Origin of the sequence: Streptomyces botrytidirepellens (assembly GCF_003721215.1) — a bacterium.
In the GTDB taxonomy this organism is placed as follows: domain Bacteria; phylum Actinomycetota; class Actinomycetes; order Streptomycetales; family Streptomycetaceae; genus Streptomyces; species Streptomyces himastatinicus.
This window is the reverse complement of sequence record NZ_RIBZ01000805.1, coordinates 1-13,804: the sequence shown is the minus strand read 5'-3', so window position 1 is coordinate 13,804 and position 13,804 is coordinate 1. Positions and strand designations below refer to the sequence as shown.

Genomic DNA, 13,804 nt, shown 5'->3' with positions numbered 1-13,804 from the left:
GGCGGCGCCCGCGGGGCCGTCGATCCCCGCCGTGACCCCGCCGCGCGCGGTGCGGGCCGCGAGGGTGGTGGACCCGGAGGCCCCCACAGCCTCCGGATCCACGCCGGTGGCCGCCGGTTCCCCGGCCGCCGCGTCCCCCGGCGGCGTCCGGTCCGGCGGTCCCCCCGCGCCCGAGAGCCGTTGCAGGGCGTCGCGCAGCCGGGCGAGCCGTCCGGCGTACGCGTGCTCCAGCGCCAGCGTGCCCGACAGCCACGCCAGCTCGGCGCGCAGCTGGTCGGACCAGACGGTGTCGGTGATCGGGCGGTAGACGGAGAGCGCGCCGCTGATCCGGCGCGCGGCCCGGCGCAGCAGGCGGGCGGCCTCGGCCGCCTCCTCGACGTCGGCGCCGCTCTCGCCGTGCAGCCGCAGGCTGCGCAGGAAGTCCCCCGCCTGGGTGTGCAGATACTCCGACAGCACCTCGCCCGCGGTGGCAGGACAAGCGGGCTGGTGTTCGGACGCCGTCGCCACCGGCGACTCCGCCGCACGCTTCGTCATGTCGTACCCCCCGGGACCCACGGCTGCGGCGGCGGTGCGGGGCGGGGTGCCGGGCGCCCCACCGGCCCCGGTCCCGGTAACCCCGACCAGCGGCAGGTCATGTCGTTGAACCACGCCGTCGCCTCCGGGCGTCTATGAGCATCTCCTGTACGTTCCGCAGCGGCTGTCCGTCCGCGTCCGTCGCATGCCGGGTCCAGCCGCCGTCCGGGCCCAGGTGCCAGGAGGAGGTGGAGTCGGACATGCCGGTCTCCAGCAGCCGGTTGAGCGAGGCGCGGTGACCGGCGTCGGTGACCCGTACCAGCGCCTCGATGCGGCGGTCCAGATTGCGGTGCATCATGTCGGCGCTGCCGAGCCACACCTCCGGCTCGCCGCCGTTCCCGAACGCGAAGACGCGCGAGTGTTCCAGGAACCGGCCCAGGACCGAGCGGACGCGGATGTTCTCCGACAGCCCCTCGACGCCCGGCCGCAGGGCGCAGATGCCGCGTACCCAGACGTCGACCGGCACCCCGGCCTGCGACGCCCGGTAGAGGGCGTCGATGACGACCTCGTCCACCATCGAGTTGACCTTGATCCGCACGGAGGCGGGCCGCCCGGCCCGGTGGTGGGTGACCTCCTTGTTGATGCGGGTGACGAGCCCGTCGCGCAGCGACTTGGGGGCGACGAGCAGCCGCCGGTAGTTCTCCCGCCGCGAGTAGCCGCTGAGCCGGTTGAACAGGTCGGAGAGGTCCGCGCCGACCTTGGGGTCGGCGGTGAGCAGCCCCAGGTCCTCGTAGAGCCGGGCCGTCTTGGGGTGGTAGTTGCCGGTGCCGACGTGCGCGTAGCGGCGGAGTGTGTCGCCCTCCTGGCGGACCACCAGGGACAGCTTGCAGTGGGTCTTCAGCCCGACCAGGCCGTAGACCACGTGGCAGCCGGCCTCCTCCAGCTTGCGCGCCCACTTGATGTTGGCCTGCTCGTCGAACCGGGCCTTGATCTCGACCAGCACCAGCACCTGCTTGCCGGACTCGGCGGCGTCGATGAGCGCGTCGACGATCGGCGACTTGCCCGACGTCCGGTAGAGCGTCTGCTTGATCGCCAGGACGTCCGGGTCCGCGGCGGCCTGCTCCAGGAACGCCTGGACGGAGGTCGAGAACGAGTCGTACGGGTGGTGCAGCAGCACATCGCGCTCGCGCAGCGCGGCGAAGATGTCGGGCGCGGAGGCGGACTCCACCTCGGCCAGGTCGCGGTGGGTGCCCGCGACGAACTTCGGGTACTTCAGCTCGGGCCGGTCCGAGGCGGCTATGTCGAACAGCGCGGTGAGGTCGAGCGGGCCGGGCAGCGGGTACACCTCGGCGTCGGAGACCTTCAGCTCGCGGACGAGCAGATCGAGGACGTACGGGTCGATCGACTCCTCGACCTCCAGCCGCACCGGGGGCCCGAAGCGGCGCCGCAGCAGCTCCTTCTCCAGGGCCTGGAGCAGGTTCTCCGCGTCGTCCTCCTCGACCTCCAGGTCCTCGTTGCGGGTCACCCGGAACATGTGGTGCGCGAGCACCTCCATGCCGGGGAACAGCTCCTCCAGATGCGCCGCGATCACGTCCTCCAGCGGCACATACCGGTGCGGGGACGCCTCCAGGAACCGGGAGAGCAGCGGCGGAACCTTCACCCGGGCGAAGTGGTCGTGGCCGCTGACCGGGTTGCGGACCACCACGGCGAGGTTCAGCGACAGCCCCGAGATGTAGGGGAACGGATGCGCCGGGTCCACCGCGAGCGGGGTCAGCACCGGGAAGATCTGCTGGCGGAACAGGGTGAAGAGGCGGGACTGCTCCTTCTCCGTGAGGTCCGCCCAGCGGATCAGGTGGATGCCCTCCTCGGCGAGCGCCGGGGCCACGTCCTGCTGGTAGCAGGCGGCGTGCCGGGCCATGATCTCGCGGGACCGGGTCCAGATCTGCTCCAGCACCTCCCGGGGCTGGAGCCCGGAGGCGGAGCGGGTGGCCACGCCGGTCGCGATGCGCCGCTTCAGACCGGCGACCCGCACCATGAAGAACTCGTCCAGGTTGCTGGCGAAGATCGCGAGGAAGTTGGCCCGCTCCAGCAGCGGGGTCGCCGGGTCCTCGGCCAGCTCCAGCACCCGCTCGTTGAACGCCAGCCAGCTGCGCTCCCGGTCCAGGAACCGGTTGTGGGGCAGCTCGGTGCCGTCCGGGTCGGTGCCGCCGTCCTCTTCCTCGTAGGTGTCCGGATCGGCGTCGAGATCGGGATCCAGCGCCCGCACGGGCGGGGAGACGACCGCGTGCGGACGGTGCGCCGCGATGGACCCGACCGACGGCTGGGGCTGGGGCTGCGGGACGTGGACCGGTGCCTGACCGCTGGACTCGTTCATGACCTCATTGTTCCGCGCCGCGGCGACACGCGGCGTGGCGGAAGGCGGCGCGGTAGCGGCACGGAGCCTCCGGTTCGAGGGATGGGGCACAGCGGGCTGCATTCAGTGATGCTTGCAACCGAGATTGAACCGTCGGTAACGGAGACATGGCGTTTGGGAAATCGGGACCCGTCCCGCAGGAGTCACGACCGCCCCTCCCGGAGTCTCCGGTTCCGCCCGGAAAACCCCGTCTCTCCCGGTCGGCCCGCCCCTCCCCCGTACTCCTTGCCCTCAGGTCTCGGTTCGATACATCAGATCCGTCTCGTGCGTGACGAACCCGAGCCGGTCGTAGACGGACACGGCGGCGAAATTGTCCGCGTCGACGTACAGCATCGCGGTCGGCAGCCCCTGCGCCGCCAGGTGCCGCAGCCCGATCGCGGTCAGCGCCCGGCCGAGACCGCCGCCCTGCGCGTCCGGCCGCACCCCCACCACGTACACCTCGCCCAGCCGCTCCTCGGCGTGCACCTTCGTCCAGTGGAAGCCGACGATCTCGCCCGCGCGCTCGGCCAGGAAGAACCCGGCGGGGTCGAACCACACCTCGCCCTTGCGGTCGTCCAGGTCGCGCTGGGTGAGCGAGCCCTGCTCCGGGTGGTGGGCGAAGGCGGCGGCGTTCGCGGCGAGCCACGCCTCGTCGTCCTCACCGGGCCGGAAGGTCCGTACGGTCACGCCCTCCGGAAGCGTGGGCTCCGGGATGCCCAGCTCGTCCGGCGGGCCCAGCGGCCGCCGCATCTGCCGCAGCTCACGGAACAGGGTCAGCCCCAGCACCTGCGCCAGGTGCCGCGCCGAGGCGTGCCCGCCGTGCGCCCACACCCGCAGCCGCTTCCCGGACTCCTTCAGCAGCGTCACGCCCAGCGCGCGGCCGTGCCCGCGGCCGCGCTGCGCCGGACGCACCACCAGCTCGGCGGCCGGGGCCTCCACCGGGTCGGTGTCCTCCAGCTGCGCGTAGCCCACCAACTCCCCGCTGGGCTCGCGCAGCACCAGATGGCGCACCCCCTCCCGGCGCCCGCGCAGCTGCAACCGCCCCTGCTCGGACACCGCCTGCTGCCCGTCGGCGCGCGCGGACTCGGCGATCAGCCGCAGCACGTCCTCGACCACTGCGGGCGCCAGTTCCTCCAGCACCTCGATCCGGCGCGCGCCGGGCGTCTCGTTCACCACGTCATCCATGGGACCGAGCCTACGACCGCCCCCTTCCCCGGCAAGCCGCCGGACTCCCGCCCCCGGCGCGGGTCACCCGGTTGACCACCGGCAACCAGCTCGTAACCTCCATCCCCCTGCCCCGCTACGCGCGTTGACCGTAAGCTGCCGCCCACCACTCACCACGGGGCACACAAGGGGACGACATGTCAGCGAGACCTCAACGGCGCGGAGCGGCACGCCGGTTGGCCACCGGAGTCGCGGTGCTGGCCACCGCCGCCGGGGTGCTGTCCGCCGCGAACCCGGCGGGGGCCGACGCCAAGGGGGCCGACGCCCAGCGGCACCGGCCCGGCCGCACCGTCGACGTACAGCTGCTGTCCTTCAACGACCTGCACGGAAACCTGGAGCCCCCGCAGGGCTCCTCCGGCACCGTCACCGAAACCCAGCCGGACGGCACCACGAAGGCCATCCCGGCCGGTGGCGCCGAATACCTCGCCACCGCGCTCCGCCAGGCCCGCAAGGGCCACGAGTACTCCGTCACCGCCGCCGGCGGCGACATGATCGGCGCGAGCCCGCTGATGTCCGGCCTCTTCCACGACGAGCCGACCATCGAGGCCCTCAACAAGCTCGACCTCGACGTCACCTCCGTCGGCAACCACGAGTTCGACGAGGGACGCGCCGAGCTGACCCGCATGCAGAAGGGCGGCTGCCACCCCAAGGAGGGCTGCTACGAGAAGGGCAAGACCTTCGAGGGCGCCGACTTCCCGTACCTGGCCGCCAACGTCACCGACGACAAGACCGGCAAGCCCCTCCTCAAGCCGTACACCGTCTGGCGCCACAAGGGCGTGAAGGTCGGCTTCATCGGCGTCACCCTGGAGGGCACCCCGGACGTCGTCACCGCCGAGGGCGTCAAGGGCCTGAAGTTCCACGACGAGGTCGAGACGATCAACAAGTACGCCAAGGAGCTCCAGCGCAAGGGCGTGAAGTCGATCGTCGCCCTCATCCACGAGGGCGGACAGCCCGCCTCCGCCGCGTACAACGCCGACTGCGACAACGGCGGCGCGGGCAAGGGCATCTCCGGACCCGTAGTGGACATCGCCAGACACGTCACCCCGAGGGTCGACGCCCTGGTCACCGGCCACACCCACCAGGCCTACGCGTGCACGATCGCGGACCCCTCCGGCACCCCGCGCACCGTCACCTCCGCCGCCTCCTTCGGCCGCCTCTACACCGACACCACCCTCACCTACGACCGCCGCACGAACGACATCGTGCGCACCACGGTGAAGGGCGCTCACGCGGCGAACCACGTCGTCGACCGCGACCGGCCCAAGGCCGCCGACATGACCTCGCTCATCGGCCGCTGGAACAAGCTCGCCGCCCCCATCGCGGGCAAGCCCGTCGGCTATGTCTCCGCCGACATCAACGGCCGCGGCGCCGCGACCTACGAATCCCCGCTGGGCGACGTCATCACCGACGCCCAGCTCGAAGCGCTCGCCCCGGACGACAAGGGCGGCGCGCAGGTCGCCCTCATGAACCCCGGCGGCATCCGCTCCGACCTCGCCTACAAGGCGTCCGGCAGCGAGGGCGACGGGGTCGTGACGTACGGCGAGGCGTTCACCGTGCAGCCCTTCACCAACATGATGAACGTCATCGACCTGACCGGGGCCCAGCTCATCACCGCGCTCCAGCAGCAGGTCAGCGGCTCCAACGAGGCATCCCCCAAGATCCTCCAGGTCTCGAAGGGCCTGACCTACACCCTCGATCTGACCAAGTCCGGCAAGGACCGGATCGTCACCGACACGGTGAAGCTGAACGGTGAGCCCATCGACCCCGCCAAGACCTACCGCGTCGCGATGAACGAATTCCTCGCGGGCGGCGGCGACGGCTTCCCCGCCTTCAAGGACGGCAAGAACAAGCTCGTCGGCGCCTCCGACCTGGAGGCGCTCAACGCCTACCTGGGCGCGCACTCGTCGGCGTCCACGCCCCTGAACCCGCCGAAGGCGGACCGCATCACCATCGTGAAATAACCGCGTGACGTGACCGCGTGACGTGACCGCGTGACGTGACCGCGTGACGTGACCGCACCTGCGGCCCGGCCCGAGGGCCGGGCCGCAGTGTCTCAGGCCAGCATCTCCTCGATCAGGTCCGCGGCCCGCGCCGTGCCGCCCTCGGCCCGCACCTGGTCGCGCAGCTCGGCCGCCCGCCGGGCCACCTTCCCGTCCGTGGTGAGGTCGAGCAGCGCGGCGCGCAGCACCTCGGCGGTCGCGTCCGCCGTGTCGACGCGGCGGGCCACGCCCAGTTCGACGAGCCGGTCGGCGTTCACCGGCTGCTCGGCCCCCTGCGGTACGACGATCATGGGCAGCCCGCAGTACAGGCCCTCGCCGCTGCTGCCCATCCCCGCGTGGGTGACGAACGCGTCGGCCTGCTTCAGGATCGCCAGCTGCGGCACCCACCGGTGGACCTCGACGTTGGCCGGGACGTGCCCCAGCTCCTCCAGGTCGACGTAACGGCCGATCTGGAGCACGACATGCCACCCGGGCAGATCGCCGAAGGCGGCCAAGCACTCCCGGTAGAAGCCGGGCTGCCGGGTGTAGGCCGATCCCAGGGAGACCAGCAGCACCTTCTCGGCACCGGCGGGGCGTTCCCACCGGCCCTGGTCGGATCGGTCGCCGAGGCACGGCCCGACGAACGTCACCACCTCCTCGTTCACCCGGTCCGCGTTCGGCTGCATGGCCCGGGGGATGAGCGCGATCGCCCGCCCGGGCGGCCCGCTGAAGGCGTTCACGTCGGTGGTCGTCGCCCCGCAGCCGGCCAGCCACGCGGCGAACTTCGCCTGGTACGCGTCGGCCCCGGGCAACGCCATGAGGTGCGCCGCGACCTCCTGTTCGTAGCCCTCCCAGCCGACGAAGGACGGGGAGAGCTGCACCGCCGGACGCCCCTGCGCCTCGGCGAGCGCCCGCCCGGCGTACCCGCCGATGTCGTACAGGTAGAGGTCGGCCGGGTCGTTGTCGTACGCGGCGCGCAGCTGCGGCAGCGCCTGGATCGCGTCGTCCAGGAAGACGGTCATCGCGGCGATGGGGTCCTCGGGCCAGTCGTTGTCGGCGACGGGCAGCGTCGAGCCGTACGGCACCCATGCGGCACCGGTCGGCTTGATGACGTCCGCCAGATACGCGTCATTGGCGTACGTCACGCAGTGGCCGCGCGTCACCAGCTCCCGGATGATCTCGAGGCTGGGGAGCGTATGGCTGATGGCGGGAATGCCGACCATCGCGATATGGGCACGGCGACGGGACATGAGAGATCACTCGATTCAGGTCTACGGCGAATGGGACACGACGAGCCGGCGCAGCGGCGATCTCACCGGTGCGCTGGAGAGGGCGGCGTGTCAGCCGTAGATCTGAAGAAACGAGTCCATGCGGGCACGGTACCCCGGCCGTTCGCGCCGCCGCCTCCCCTTTTCGCACCCCCGTCCGCCGAACTCAGCCCGCCATAAGCGACCCCTCAGCGGCGGGTCATAGGGTCAGCCCTGCGACGGGCCGCCCGTTCTCCCCCCCCTCTCCCGGCGGGCCGTCGCCCTCAAACCGCCCCGGGAAATGCCGCGGCCCTTTCCCCGCCCCGGCGCCGACCGCCCTCCGCATTTCGTGCACCGGATCTTTCAAGACGGAATGCGCGGCATTTCCGCCACGGCCCACCGGTCGGCGGCCCGACCGCCGCGCCGCGGATATCGCCATGGGCCCGCAGCGGCCCGAGAAGGCCCACAGAGGACCGCGGGCGCGCCAGGACGACAAAGGGGCCGCCGGACCGTGCGAAACGGTCCAGCGGCCCCTCAGCCGCTCACAAGGTGACGCTTATGCGTCCTTGCTCAGGTTCGGGCCTCCGCCGGCGGCGGACTCGATCGGCGGGGTGTCCGGCAGCGCCGACTTCTCCTCGCCGCGGAAGGTGAACTTCTTCTCCTCACCCTCGCCCTCGGTGTCCACGACCACGATGTGGCCCGGGCGCAGCTCGCCGAAGAGAATCTTCTCCGACAGCACGTCCTCGATTTCCCGCTGAATGGTCCGGCGCAGCGGCCGGGCACCCAGCACGGGGTCGTAGCCCCGCTTGGCGAGCAGCTTCTTGGCGTCACCGCTGAGCTCGATGCCCATGTCGCGGTCCTTGAGCCGCTCGTCCACCTTGGTGATCATGAGGTCGACGATCTGGATGATGTCTTCCTCGGTGAGCTGGTGGAAGACGACGGTGTCGTCGACACGGTTCAGGAACTCGGGGCGGAAGTGCTGCTTCAGCTCCTCGTTGACCTTGGCCTTCATCCGCTCGTAGCCGGTCTTCACATCGCCCTGGGCGGCGAAGCCCAGGTTGAAGCCCTTGGAGATGTCCCGGGTGCCGAGGTTGGTGGTCATGATGATCACCGTGTTCTTGAAGTCCACGACCCGGCCCTGGGAGTCGGTCAGCCGACCGTCCTCCAGGATCTGGAGCAGCGAGTTGAAGATGTCCGGGTGGGCCTTCTCGACCTCGTCGAAGAGGACCACGGAGAACGGCTTGCGGCGCACCTTCTCGGTGAGCTGGCCGCCCTCCTCGTAGCCCACGTATCCGGGCGGGGAGCCGAAGAGCCGCGAGACGGTGTGCTTCTCGCTGAACTCCGACATGTCGAGCGAGATCATCGCGTCCTCGTCGCCGAAGAGGAACTCGGCGAGAGTCTTGCTCAGCTCGGTCTTACCGACACCGGACGGGCCCGCGAAGATGAAGGAGCCGCCGGGGCGCTTGGGGTCCTTGAGGCCCGCACGCGTACGCCGGATGGCCTGCGAGAGCGCCTTGATGGCGTCCTTCTGGCCGATGACGCGCTTGTGCAGCTCGTCCTCCATGCGCAGCAGCCGGGAGGACTCCTCCTCGGTCAGCTTGAAGACCGGGATGCCGGTGGCCGTGGCCAGGACCTCGGCGATCAGCTCCTCGTCGACCTCGGCGACGACGTCCATGTCGCCGGCCTTCCACTCCTTCTCCCGCTTCGCCTTCGCGGCCAGGAGCTGCTTCTCCTTGTCGCGCAGGCCCGCGGCCATCTCGAAGTCCTGCGAGTCGATCGCGGACTCCTTCTCCCGGCGCACGTCGGCGATCTTCTCGTCGAACTCGCGCAGGTCCGGCGGCGCGGTCATCCGGCGGATCCGCATCCGGGAACCGGCCTCGTCGATCAGGTCGATCGCCTTGTCCGGCAGGAAGCGGTCCGAGATGTAGCGGTCGGCCAGGGTGGCGGCCGCGACCAGGGCCGAGTCCGTGATCGAGACGCGGTGGTGCGCCTCGTAGCGGTCCCGCAGGCCCTTCAGGATCTCGATGGTGTGCGGCAGCGACGGCTCGGCGACCTGGATGGGCTGGAAGCGGCGCTCCAGGGCCGCGTCCTTCTCCAGGTACTTCCGGTACTCGTCGAGCGTCGTCGCACCGATGGTCTGAAGCTCGCCCCGCGCCAGCATCGGCTTGAGGATGCTCGCGGCATCGATCGCGCCCTCGGCGGCACCCGCACCCACCAGGGTGTGGAGCTCGTCGATGAACAGGATGATGTCGCCGCGGGTGCGGATCTCCTTGAGGACCTTCTTCAGGCGCTCCTCGAAGTCACCGCGGTAGCGGGAGCCGGCGACCAGGGCACCCAGGTCCAGGGTGTAGAGGTGCTTGTCCTTGAGGGTCTCGGGCACCTCGCCCTTGACGATGGCCTGGGCCAGTCCCTCGACGACCGCCGTCTTACCGACGCCGGGCTCGCCGATGAGGACCGGGTTGTTCTTGGTGCGGCGCGAAAGCACCTGCATGACCCGCTCGATCTCCTTCTCGCGCCCGATGACCGGGTCGAGCTTGGATTCGCGGGCGGCCTGCGTGAGGTTGCGGCCGAACTGGTCCAGGACGAGCGAGGTGGAGGGAGTGCCCTCCGCCGGGCCGCCGGCGGTGGCGGCCTCCTTGCCCTGGTAGCCGGAGAGCAGCTGGATGACCTGCTGCCGCACCCGGTTCAGATCGGCGCCCAGTTTCACGAGGACCTGGGCGGCGACGCCCTCGCCCTCGCGGATCAGGCCGAGCAGGATGTGCTCCGTGCCGATGTAGTTGTGGCCGAGCTGAAGGGCCTCGCGGAGCGACAGCTCCAGGACCTTCTTGGCACGGGGGGTGAAGGGGATGTGCCCGGACGGGGCCTGCTGGCCCTGACCGATGATCTCCTCCACCTGCTGGCGGACCGCCTCGAGCGAAATCCCGAGGCTCTCCAGGGCCTTAGCGGCGACACCCTCACCCTCGTGGATCAGGCCCAGGAGAATGTGTTCGGTGCCGATGTAGTTGTGGTTGAGCATCCGGGCTTCTTCCTGAGCCAGGACGACAACCCGCCGCGCGCGGTCGGTGAACCTCTCGAACATCGTTAATCGCTCCTCAGAGCGGTCAGAAAGATCGGGGACGATCCCCTCCCTGTCCTTCCGCATGCTAGTCCCGCAACCCGGGACAGCTCATTCCAACTGCCGACAACCGTCCGGATCGGCCCCACTCTCACAGGGCGCACAGCAGATGGCCTCCTGCCCGAACAGCCGACAACTGCTCCAACCCGATGGTGCGAGACGATGTTCCCGCAGGCCAGGCATATACGCCCACCGTCAGTACGCCGATGGCGAACGCCCCTTTCTCCCGACACGCGGACCGCCCCTCCCACTAGGGATGTCTTACCCGCAAGCACCGACACTCCATGCCGGGCGGGCCGGTTCCCTCCGCTACGGGCGAACAACCTTGCGCCAGTTCACCGCCCCTGCACGCCCCCATCCGATCACGCCATGCGGTTGACCGCCCACGGGACGTAACCTTCGGGGAGGGAGACAGTTTCTCTGGGCATGATCCCCACCGCCACGGCGCCGTCCGGCCGCTCACAGGACCGCCCGGCCCCCGGACCGTGCTCACCCGCACAGGGCGCACCGGGGTGCGCGCGGTGGTACGAACGGGGGCTGAACTGGCCGACGACCGGCAGCGGTCCTGTCGAGCTGCTCACGGGGGTGGCATTCGACGTACTGGAGCTGCCGGTCGTCGCCGGTTTCGCGCTGCTGCGGCGCGTACCGCGGACCGGTCCGGTCGCGGTGGAGGGCCCCTGGATGCGGCTCCTGGTGGCCGCGGGCGGCGCCGACGAGCTGCCGGGGCTGCTCGACTGGCTGGAGTGGGGCGGGGTTCCGCTGGATCTGACCGCACTCGGCGCCGGCGGCCGGATCACCGCTCCGTGCCCCTCCGCCGCATGGCCTCCGCCCGGGGAACCCGGGTCCGGGACGCCCGCTGAACGGTGCCCGCAGGAGGCCGCCGTATGGCTGCGACCTCCCGAGCCGGGGGGCGGGGTGGAGCCGACGCTGCCGGTGACAGGCTTCGGGGGCGATGGGGGCGCCCCCGACCTCGTGCGGCTCGTGGGTGCGGCGGCCACGGAGTGCCACCGAGCCCGGTTGCTGCGCGCCCGGCCACTGCCCAGGCAGCGGCGAGCCGGGGAAGGGTGACGTGCTCAGCCGTTGGCCTTCTCGTACGCCTCACGAACGGTCGCCGGAACACGGCCGCGGTCATTGACCTCGTAGCCGTTCTCCTTGGCCCAGGCGCGAATCTTCGCGGTGTCCTGGCTGCCGCCCGACGCCGCACGCGCCTTTCCACGGCCACCGGAAGCCCGGCCGCCGGTGCGACGGCCGCCCTTGGTGAACGGCTCCAGGGCATCCCGGAGCTTGTCCGCGTTGGCGGTGTTGAGGTCGATCTCGTAGCTCTTGCCGTCCAGCGCGAACGTCACGGTCTCGTCCGCCTCGCCGCCGTCGAGGTCGTCGACAAGAAGGACCTGAACCTTCTGTGCCATGGGGTTCCTTTCAGGGAAAACGGGGGGTCGGGGCGCGGCGTTAGCCGCTGATGTCACACCCCCCAGGTAATTACACTACGGGAGAATAGGAAACCGCTTTTCCCGGAAAAACACAAACCCTCCGGGAAGGTTCGACCGATCGACCATGCGGGAAGGCTGATGGAACCCACTGTTCCGGAGCTATGTGATAGGGGCGCGATTCGGACATAGGGACCGCGATCACAGTTGCAGAAGCATCCGGCTGTTGCCAAGGGTGTTCGGCTTCACCCGTTCGAGACCGAGGAACTCGGCGACGCCCTCGTCATAGGAACGCAGCAGCTCGCTGTAGACATCCCCGTCGACCGGCGTCTCGCCGATCTCCACGAAGCCGTGCTTGGTGAAGAAGTCGACTTCGAAGGTGAGGCAGAAAATGCGCCGGACGCCGAGCCAGCGCGCCGTCTGCAACAGCTTGTCGAGCACCAGGTGGCCTACACCACTCCCCTTGTGAGCGGGATCCACCGCGAGAGTACGAACCTCCGCGAGGTCTTCCCACATGACGTGGAGTGCGCCGCAGCCAATGAGCTCGGCGTCCTCGTCCCGCTCCGCGACCCAGAACTCCTGGATGTCCTCGTAAAGGGTCACCGTGGCTTTGTCGAGCAGGATGCGATCGCTCACGTAGGAGTCGATGAGCCGGCGCACGGCTCGTACATCGCTGGTCCGGGCGCGGCGGACGGTGACTACTTTTGATAGTGCAGAGGACATGGCCGGACGCTATCGCCCCGGCTCATCGCCCCGACTCACCGGGGCTCTCTCCCGGCTCACCGAGTTGTGCGACGCGCATGGCATCCCGCAGTGCATCTCGCTGCTCTTCGGACATCATCCCGAAGAACGCGACGAGGGCGGCCGCCGGGTTGTCACTGGTCGACCACGCTTCGTTCATCAGTGCGGCCGAGTAGGCGGCCCGGGTGGAGACCGCGGCATATCGATAGGCGCGGCCTTGCACCTCCCTGCGGAGCCAGCCCTTGTGATGGAGGTTGTCCATTACGGTCATGACCGTCGTGTAGGCGATCGAGCGTTCTCGCTGAAGGTCTTCCAGGACTTCTCGGACCGTGACCGGGCGGTTCCACTTCCACACCCGCGTCATGACCGCGTCTTCCAGCTCTCCCAATGGCCGAGGCACATGTGAATAATAGTGGGAGATGTGCCGAATGTCGGGGGATGTACGCGGCGAAAGGCCGCACGCCCCGGGATGCGGAGGCATCCCGGGGCGTGGTGGTTGGTGCGGGGGGGGGCGTCAGGACGCGTCGCGGCCCGGCGCGTTGCCGGCCGACGCCGTGCGGTCCGCCTCGGCGCGGGCGAGCGCCGCGTCCACGAGGTGGTCCTCCTTCGCCTTGTTGGCGCCACCCTGGCTCTTGATCATCGTCACGATCAGAAAGGTGAAGGCCACGGCCATCACCAGGGGCGGCACCAGCGCGGAGACGTAATCCATGGCAATCGGCCTCCTTTTGCTCGATGCCCCCAGATTACGCGGCGCCCGCGTCGGCCCCCGCGCCGGGCCCGACGCCTGGCCTCATGCCGGGGCCGACACCGGACCTCACGTCGGGCCTCACGTCGGGCCTCACGTCGGGCCTCACGCCGGGCCTCACGCCGGGGCCGAGCCGGGACTCGTCCTCCGGCGGCGGGGAGGGGCGGCGGCGCTTGGGCGGGAAGACCTCGGCGGGCGTCGGCACCGGCCGGTGCGGGCGCGGGGTGCCACGCCCCGGCTCACGCCGCTTCGGCTCCTCGCGGTCGCCGCGGTCGGGGGCGGGGGTGGGCTTCTTGCGCGGCTCCCGCTTCGGCTCCTCGTCCTTCAGCACCGGCCCGGCCGTGCCCCCTTCCGGCGCGGCCGCCCCCCTTCCGGTTCCGGTTCCGACGCCGCCCGGCAGGGCGCGCAGCCGGGCCTCAAC

General features: G+C 70.4%; 11 protein-coding genes and 1 pseudogene. 2 read left to right on the top strand and 10 right to left on the bottom strand.

The window, feature by feature from the left end:
• The 3 genes from EEJ42_RS41355 to mshD form a co-directional block, all read right to left on the bottom strand.
• Positions 1–534: CHAD domain-containing protein (locus EEJ42_RS41355; protein WP_123107285.1), on the bottom strand; the 534-nt coding region annotated here is incomplete at its 3' end.
• A gap of 97 nt (positions 535–631) precedes the next feature.
• Positions 632–2,887, bottom strand: a complete 2,256-nt coding sequence (locus tag EEJ42_RS41350; protein ID WP_123107284.1) for an RNA degradosome polyphosphate kinase — start codon at positions 2,885–2,887, stop codon at positions 632–634.
• Between the two features lie 270 nt (positions 2,888–3,157).
• Positions 3,158–4,090, bottom strand: a complete 933-nt coding sequence (mshD, locus tag EEJ42_RS41345; protein WP_123107283.1) for a mycothiol synthase — start codon at positions 4,088–4,090, stop codon at positions 3,158–3,160.
• 176 nt (positions 4,091–4,266) lie between these two features.
• Between mshD and EEJ42_RS41340 the strand changes: the two genes are divergently transcribed.
• Positions 4,267–6,090 (top strand): bifunctional metallophosphatase/5'-nucleotidase, encoded by a 1,824-nt coding sequence (locus EEJ42_RS41340; RefSeq protein ID WP_123107282.1) that lies wholly within the window; start codon positions 4,267–4,269, stop codon positions 6,088–6,090.
• 92 nt (positions 6,091–6,182) lie between these two features.
• Here the strand turns inward: EEJ42_RS41340 and EEJ42_RS41335 are convergent, their stop codons facing one another.
• Together EEJ42_RS41335 and EEJ42_RS41330 are read right to left on the bottom strand one after the other, a co-directional pair.
• Positions 6,183–7,358 (bottom strand): macrolide family glycosyltransferase, encoded by a 1,176-nt coding sequence (locus EEJ42_RS41335; RefSeq protein WP_123107281.1) that lies wholly within the window; start codon positions 7,356–7,358, stop codon positions 6,183–6,185.
• A gap of 553 nt (positions 7,359–7,911) precedes the next feature.
• Complete coding sequence (locus tag EEJ42_RS41330) at positions 7,912–10,434, bottom strand: ATP-dependent Clp protease ATP-binding subunit (RefSeq protein WP_123107280.1); 2,523 nt, start codon at positions 10,432–10,434, stop codon at positions 7,912–7,914.
• Between the two features lie 462 nt (positions 10,435–10,896).
• Here EEJ42_RS41330 and EEJ42_RS41320 point away from each other — a divergent pair, with 462 nt between their 5' ends.
• Positions 10,897–11,538: an SCO3374 family protein gene (locus tag EEJ42_RS41320; RefSeq protein ID WP_123107279.1), complete on the top strand. Its 642-nt coding sequence runs from the start codon at positions 10,897–10,899 to the stop codon at positions 11,536–11,538.
• A 5-nt stretch (positions 11,539–11,543) separates the two neighbouring features.
• Here the strand turns inward: EEJ42_RS41320 and EEJ42_RS41315 are convergent, their stop codons facing one another.
• The 5 genes and pseudogenes from EEJ42_RS41315 to EEJ42_RS41295 form a co-directional block, all read right to left on the bottom strand.
• The gene (locus EEJ42_RS41315) at positions 11,544–11,879 is read right to left on the bottom strand and encodes a histone-like nucleoid-structuring protein Lsr2 (protein ID WP_123107278.1); all 336 of its coding nucleotides are present in this window, start codon (positions 11,877–11,879) and stop codon (positions 11,544–11,546) included.
• A gap of 219 nt (positions 11,880–12,098) precedes the next feature.
• Positions 12,099–12,620, bottom strand: coding sequence for an amino-acid N-acetyltransferase (locus EEJ42_RS41310; RefSeq protein WP_123107277.1), 522 nt, complete (start codon positions 12,618–12,620; stop codon positions 12,099–12,101).
• 22 nt (positions 12,621–12,642) lie between these two features.
• A complete protein-coding gene (locus EEJ42_RS41305; protein WP_009716896.1) occupies positions 12,643–13,038 on the bottom strand; it encodes a BlaI/MecI/CopY family transcriptional regulator in 396 nt (131 codons plus the stop codon).
• 114 nt (positions 13,039–13,152) lie between these two features.
• Complete coding sequence (locus EEJ42_RS41300) at positions 13,153–13,347, bottom strand: hypothetical protein (RefSeq protein WP_009716895.1); 195 nt, start codon at positions 13,345–13,347, stop codon at positions 13,153–13,155.
• A gap of 34 nt (positions 13,348–13,381) precedes the next feature.
• Positions 13,382–13,804, bottom strand: a pseudogene (locus tag EEJ42_RS41295) (hypothetical protein); the annotation flags it as partial.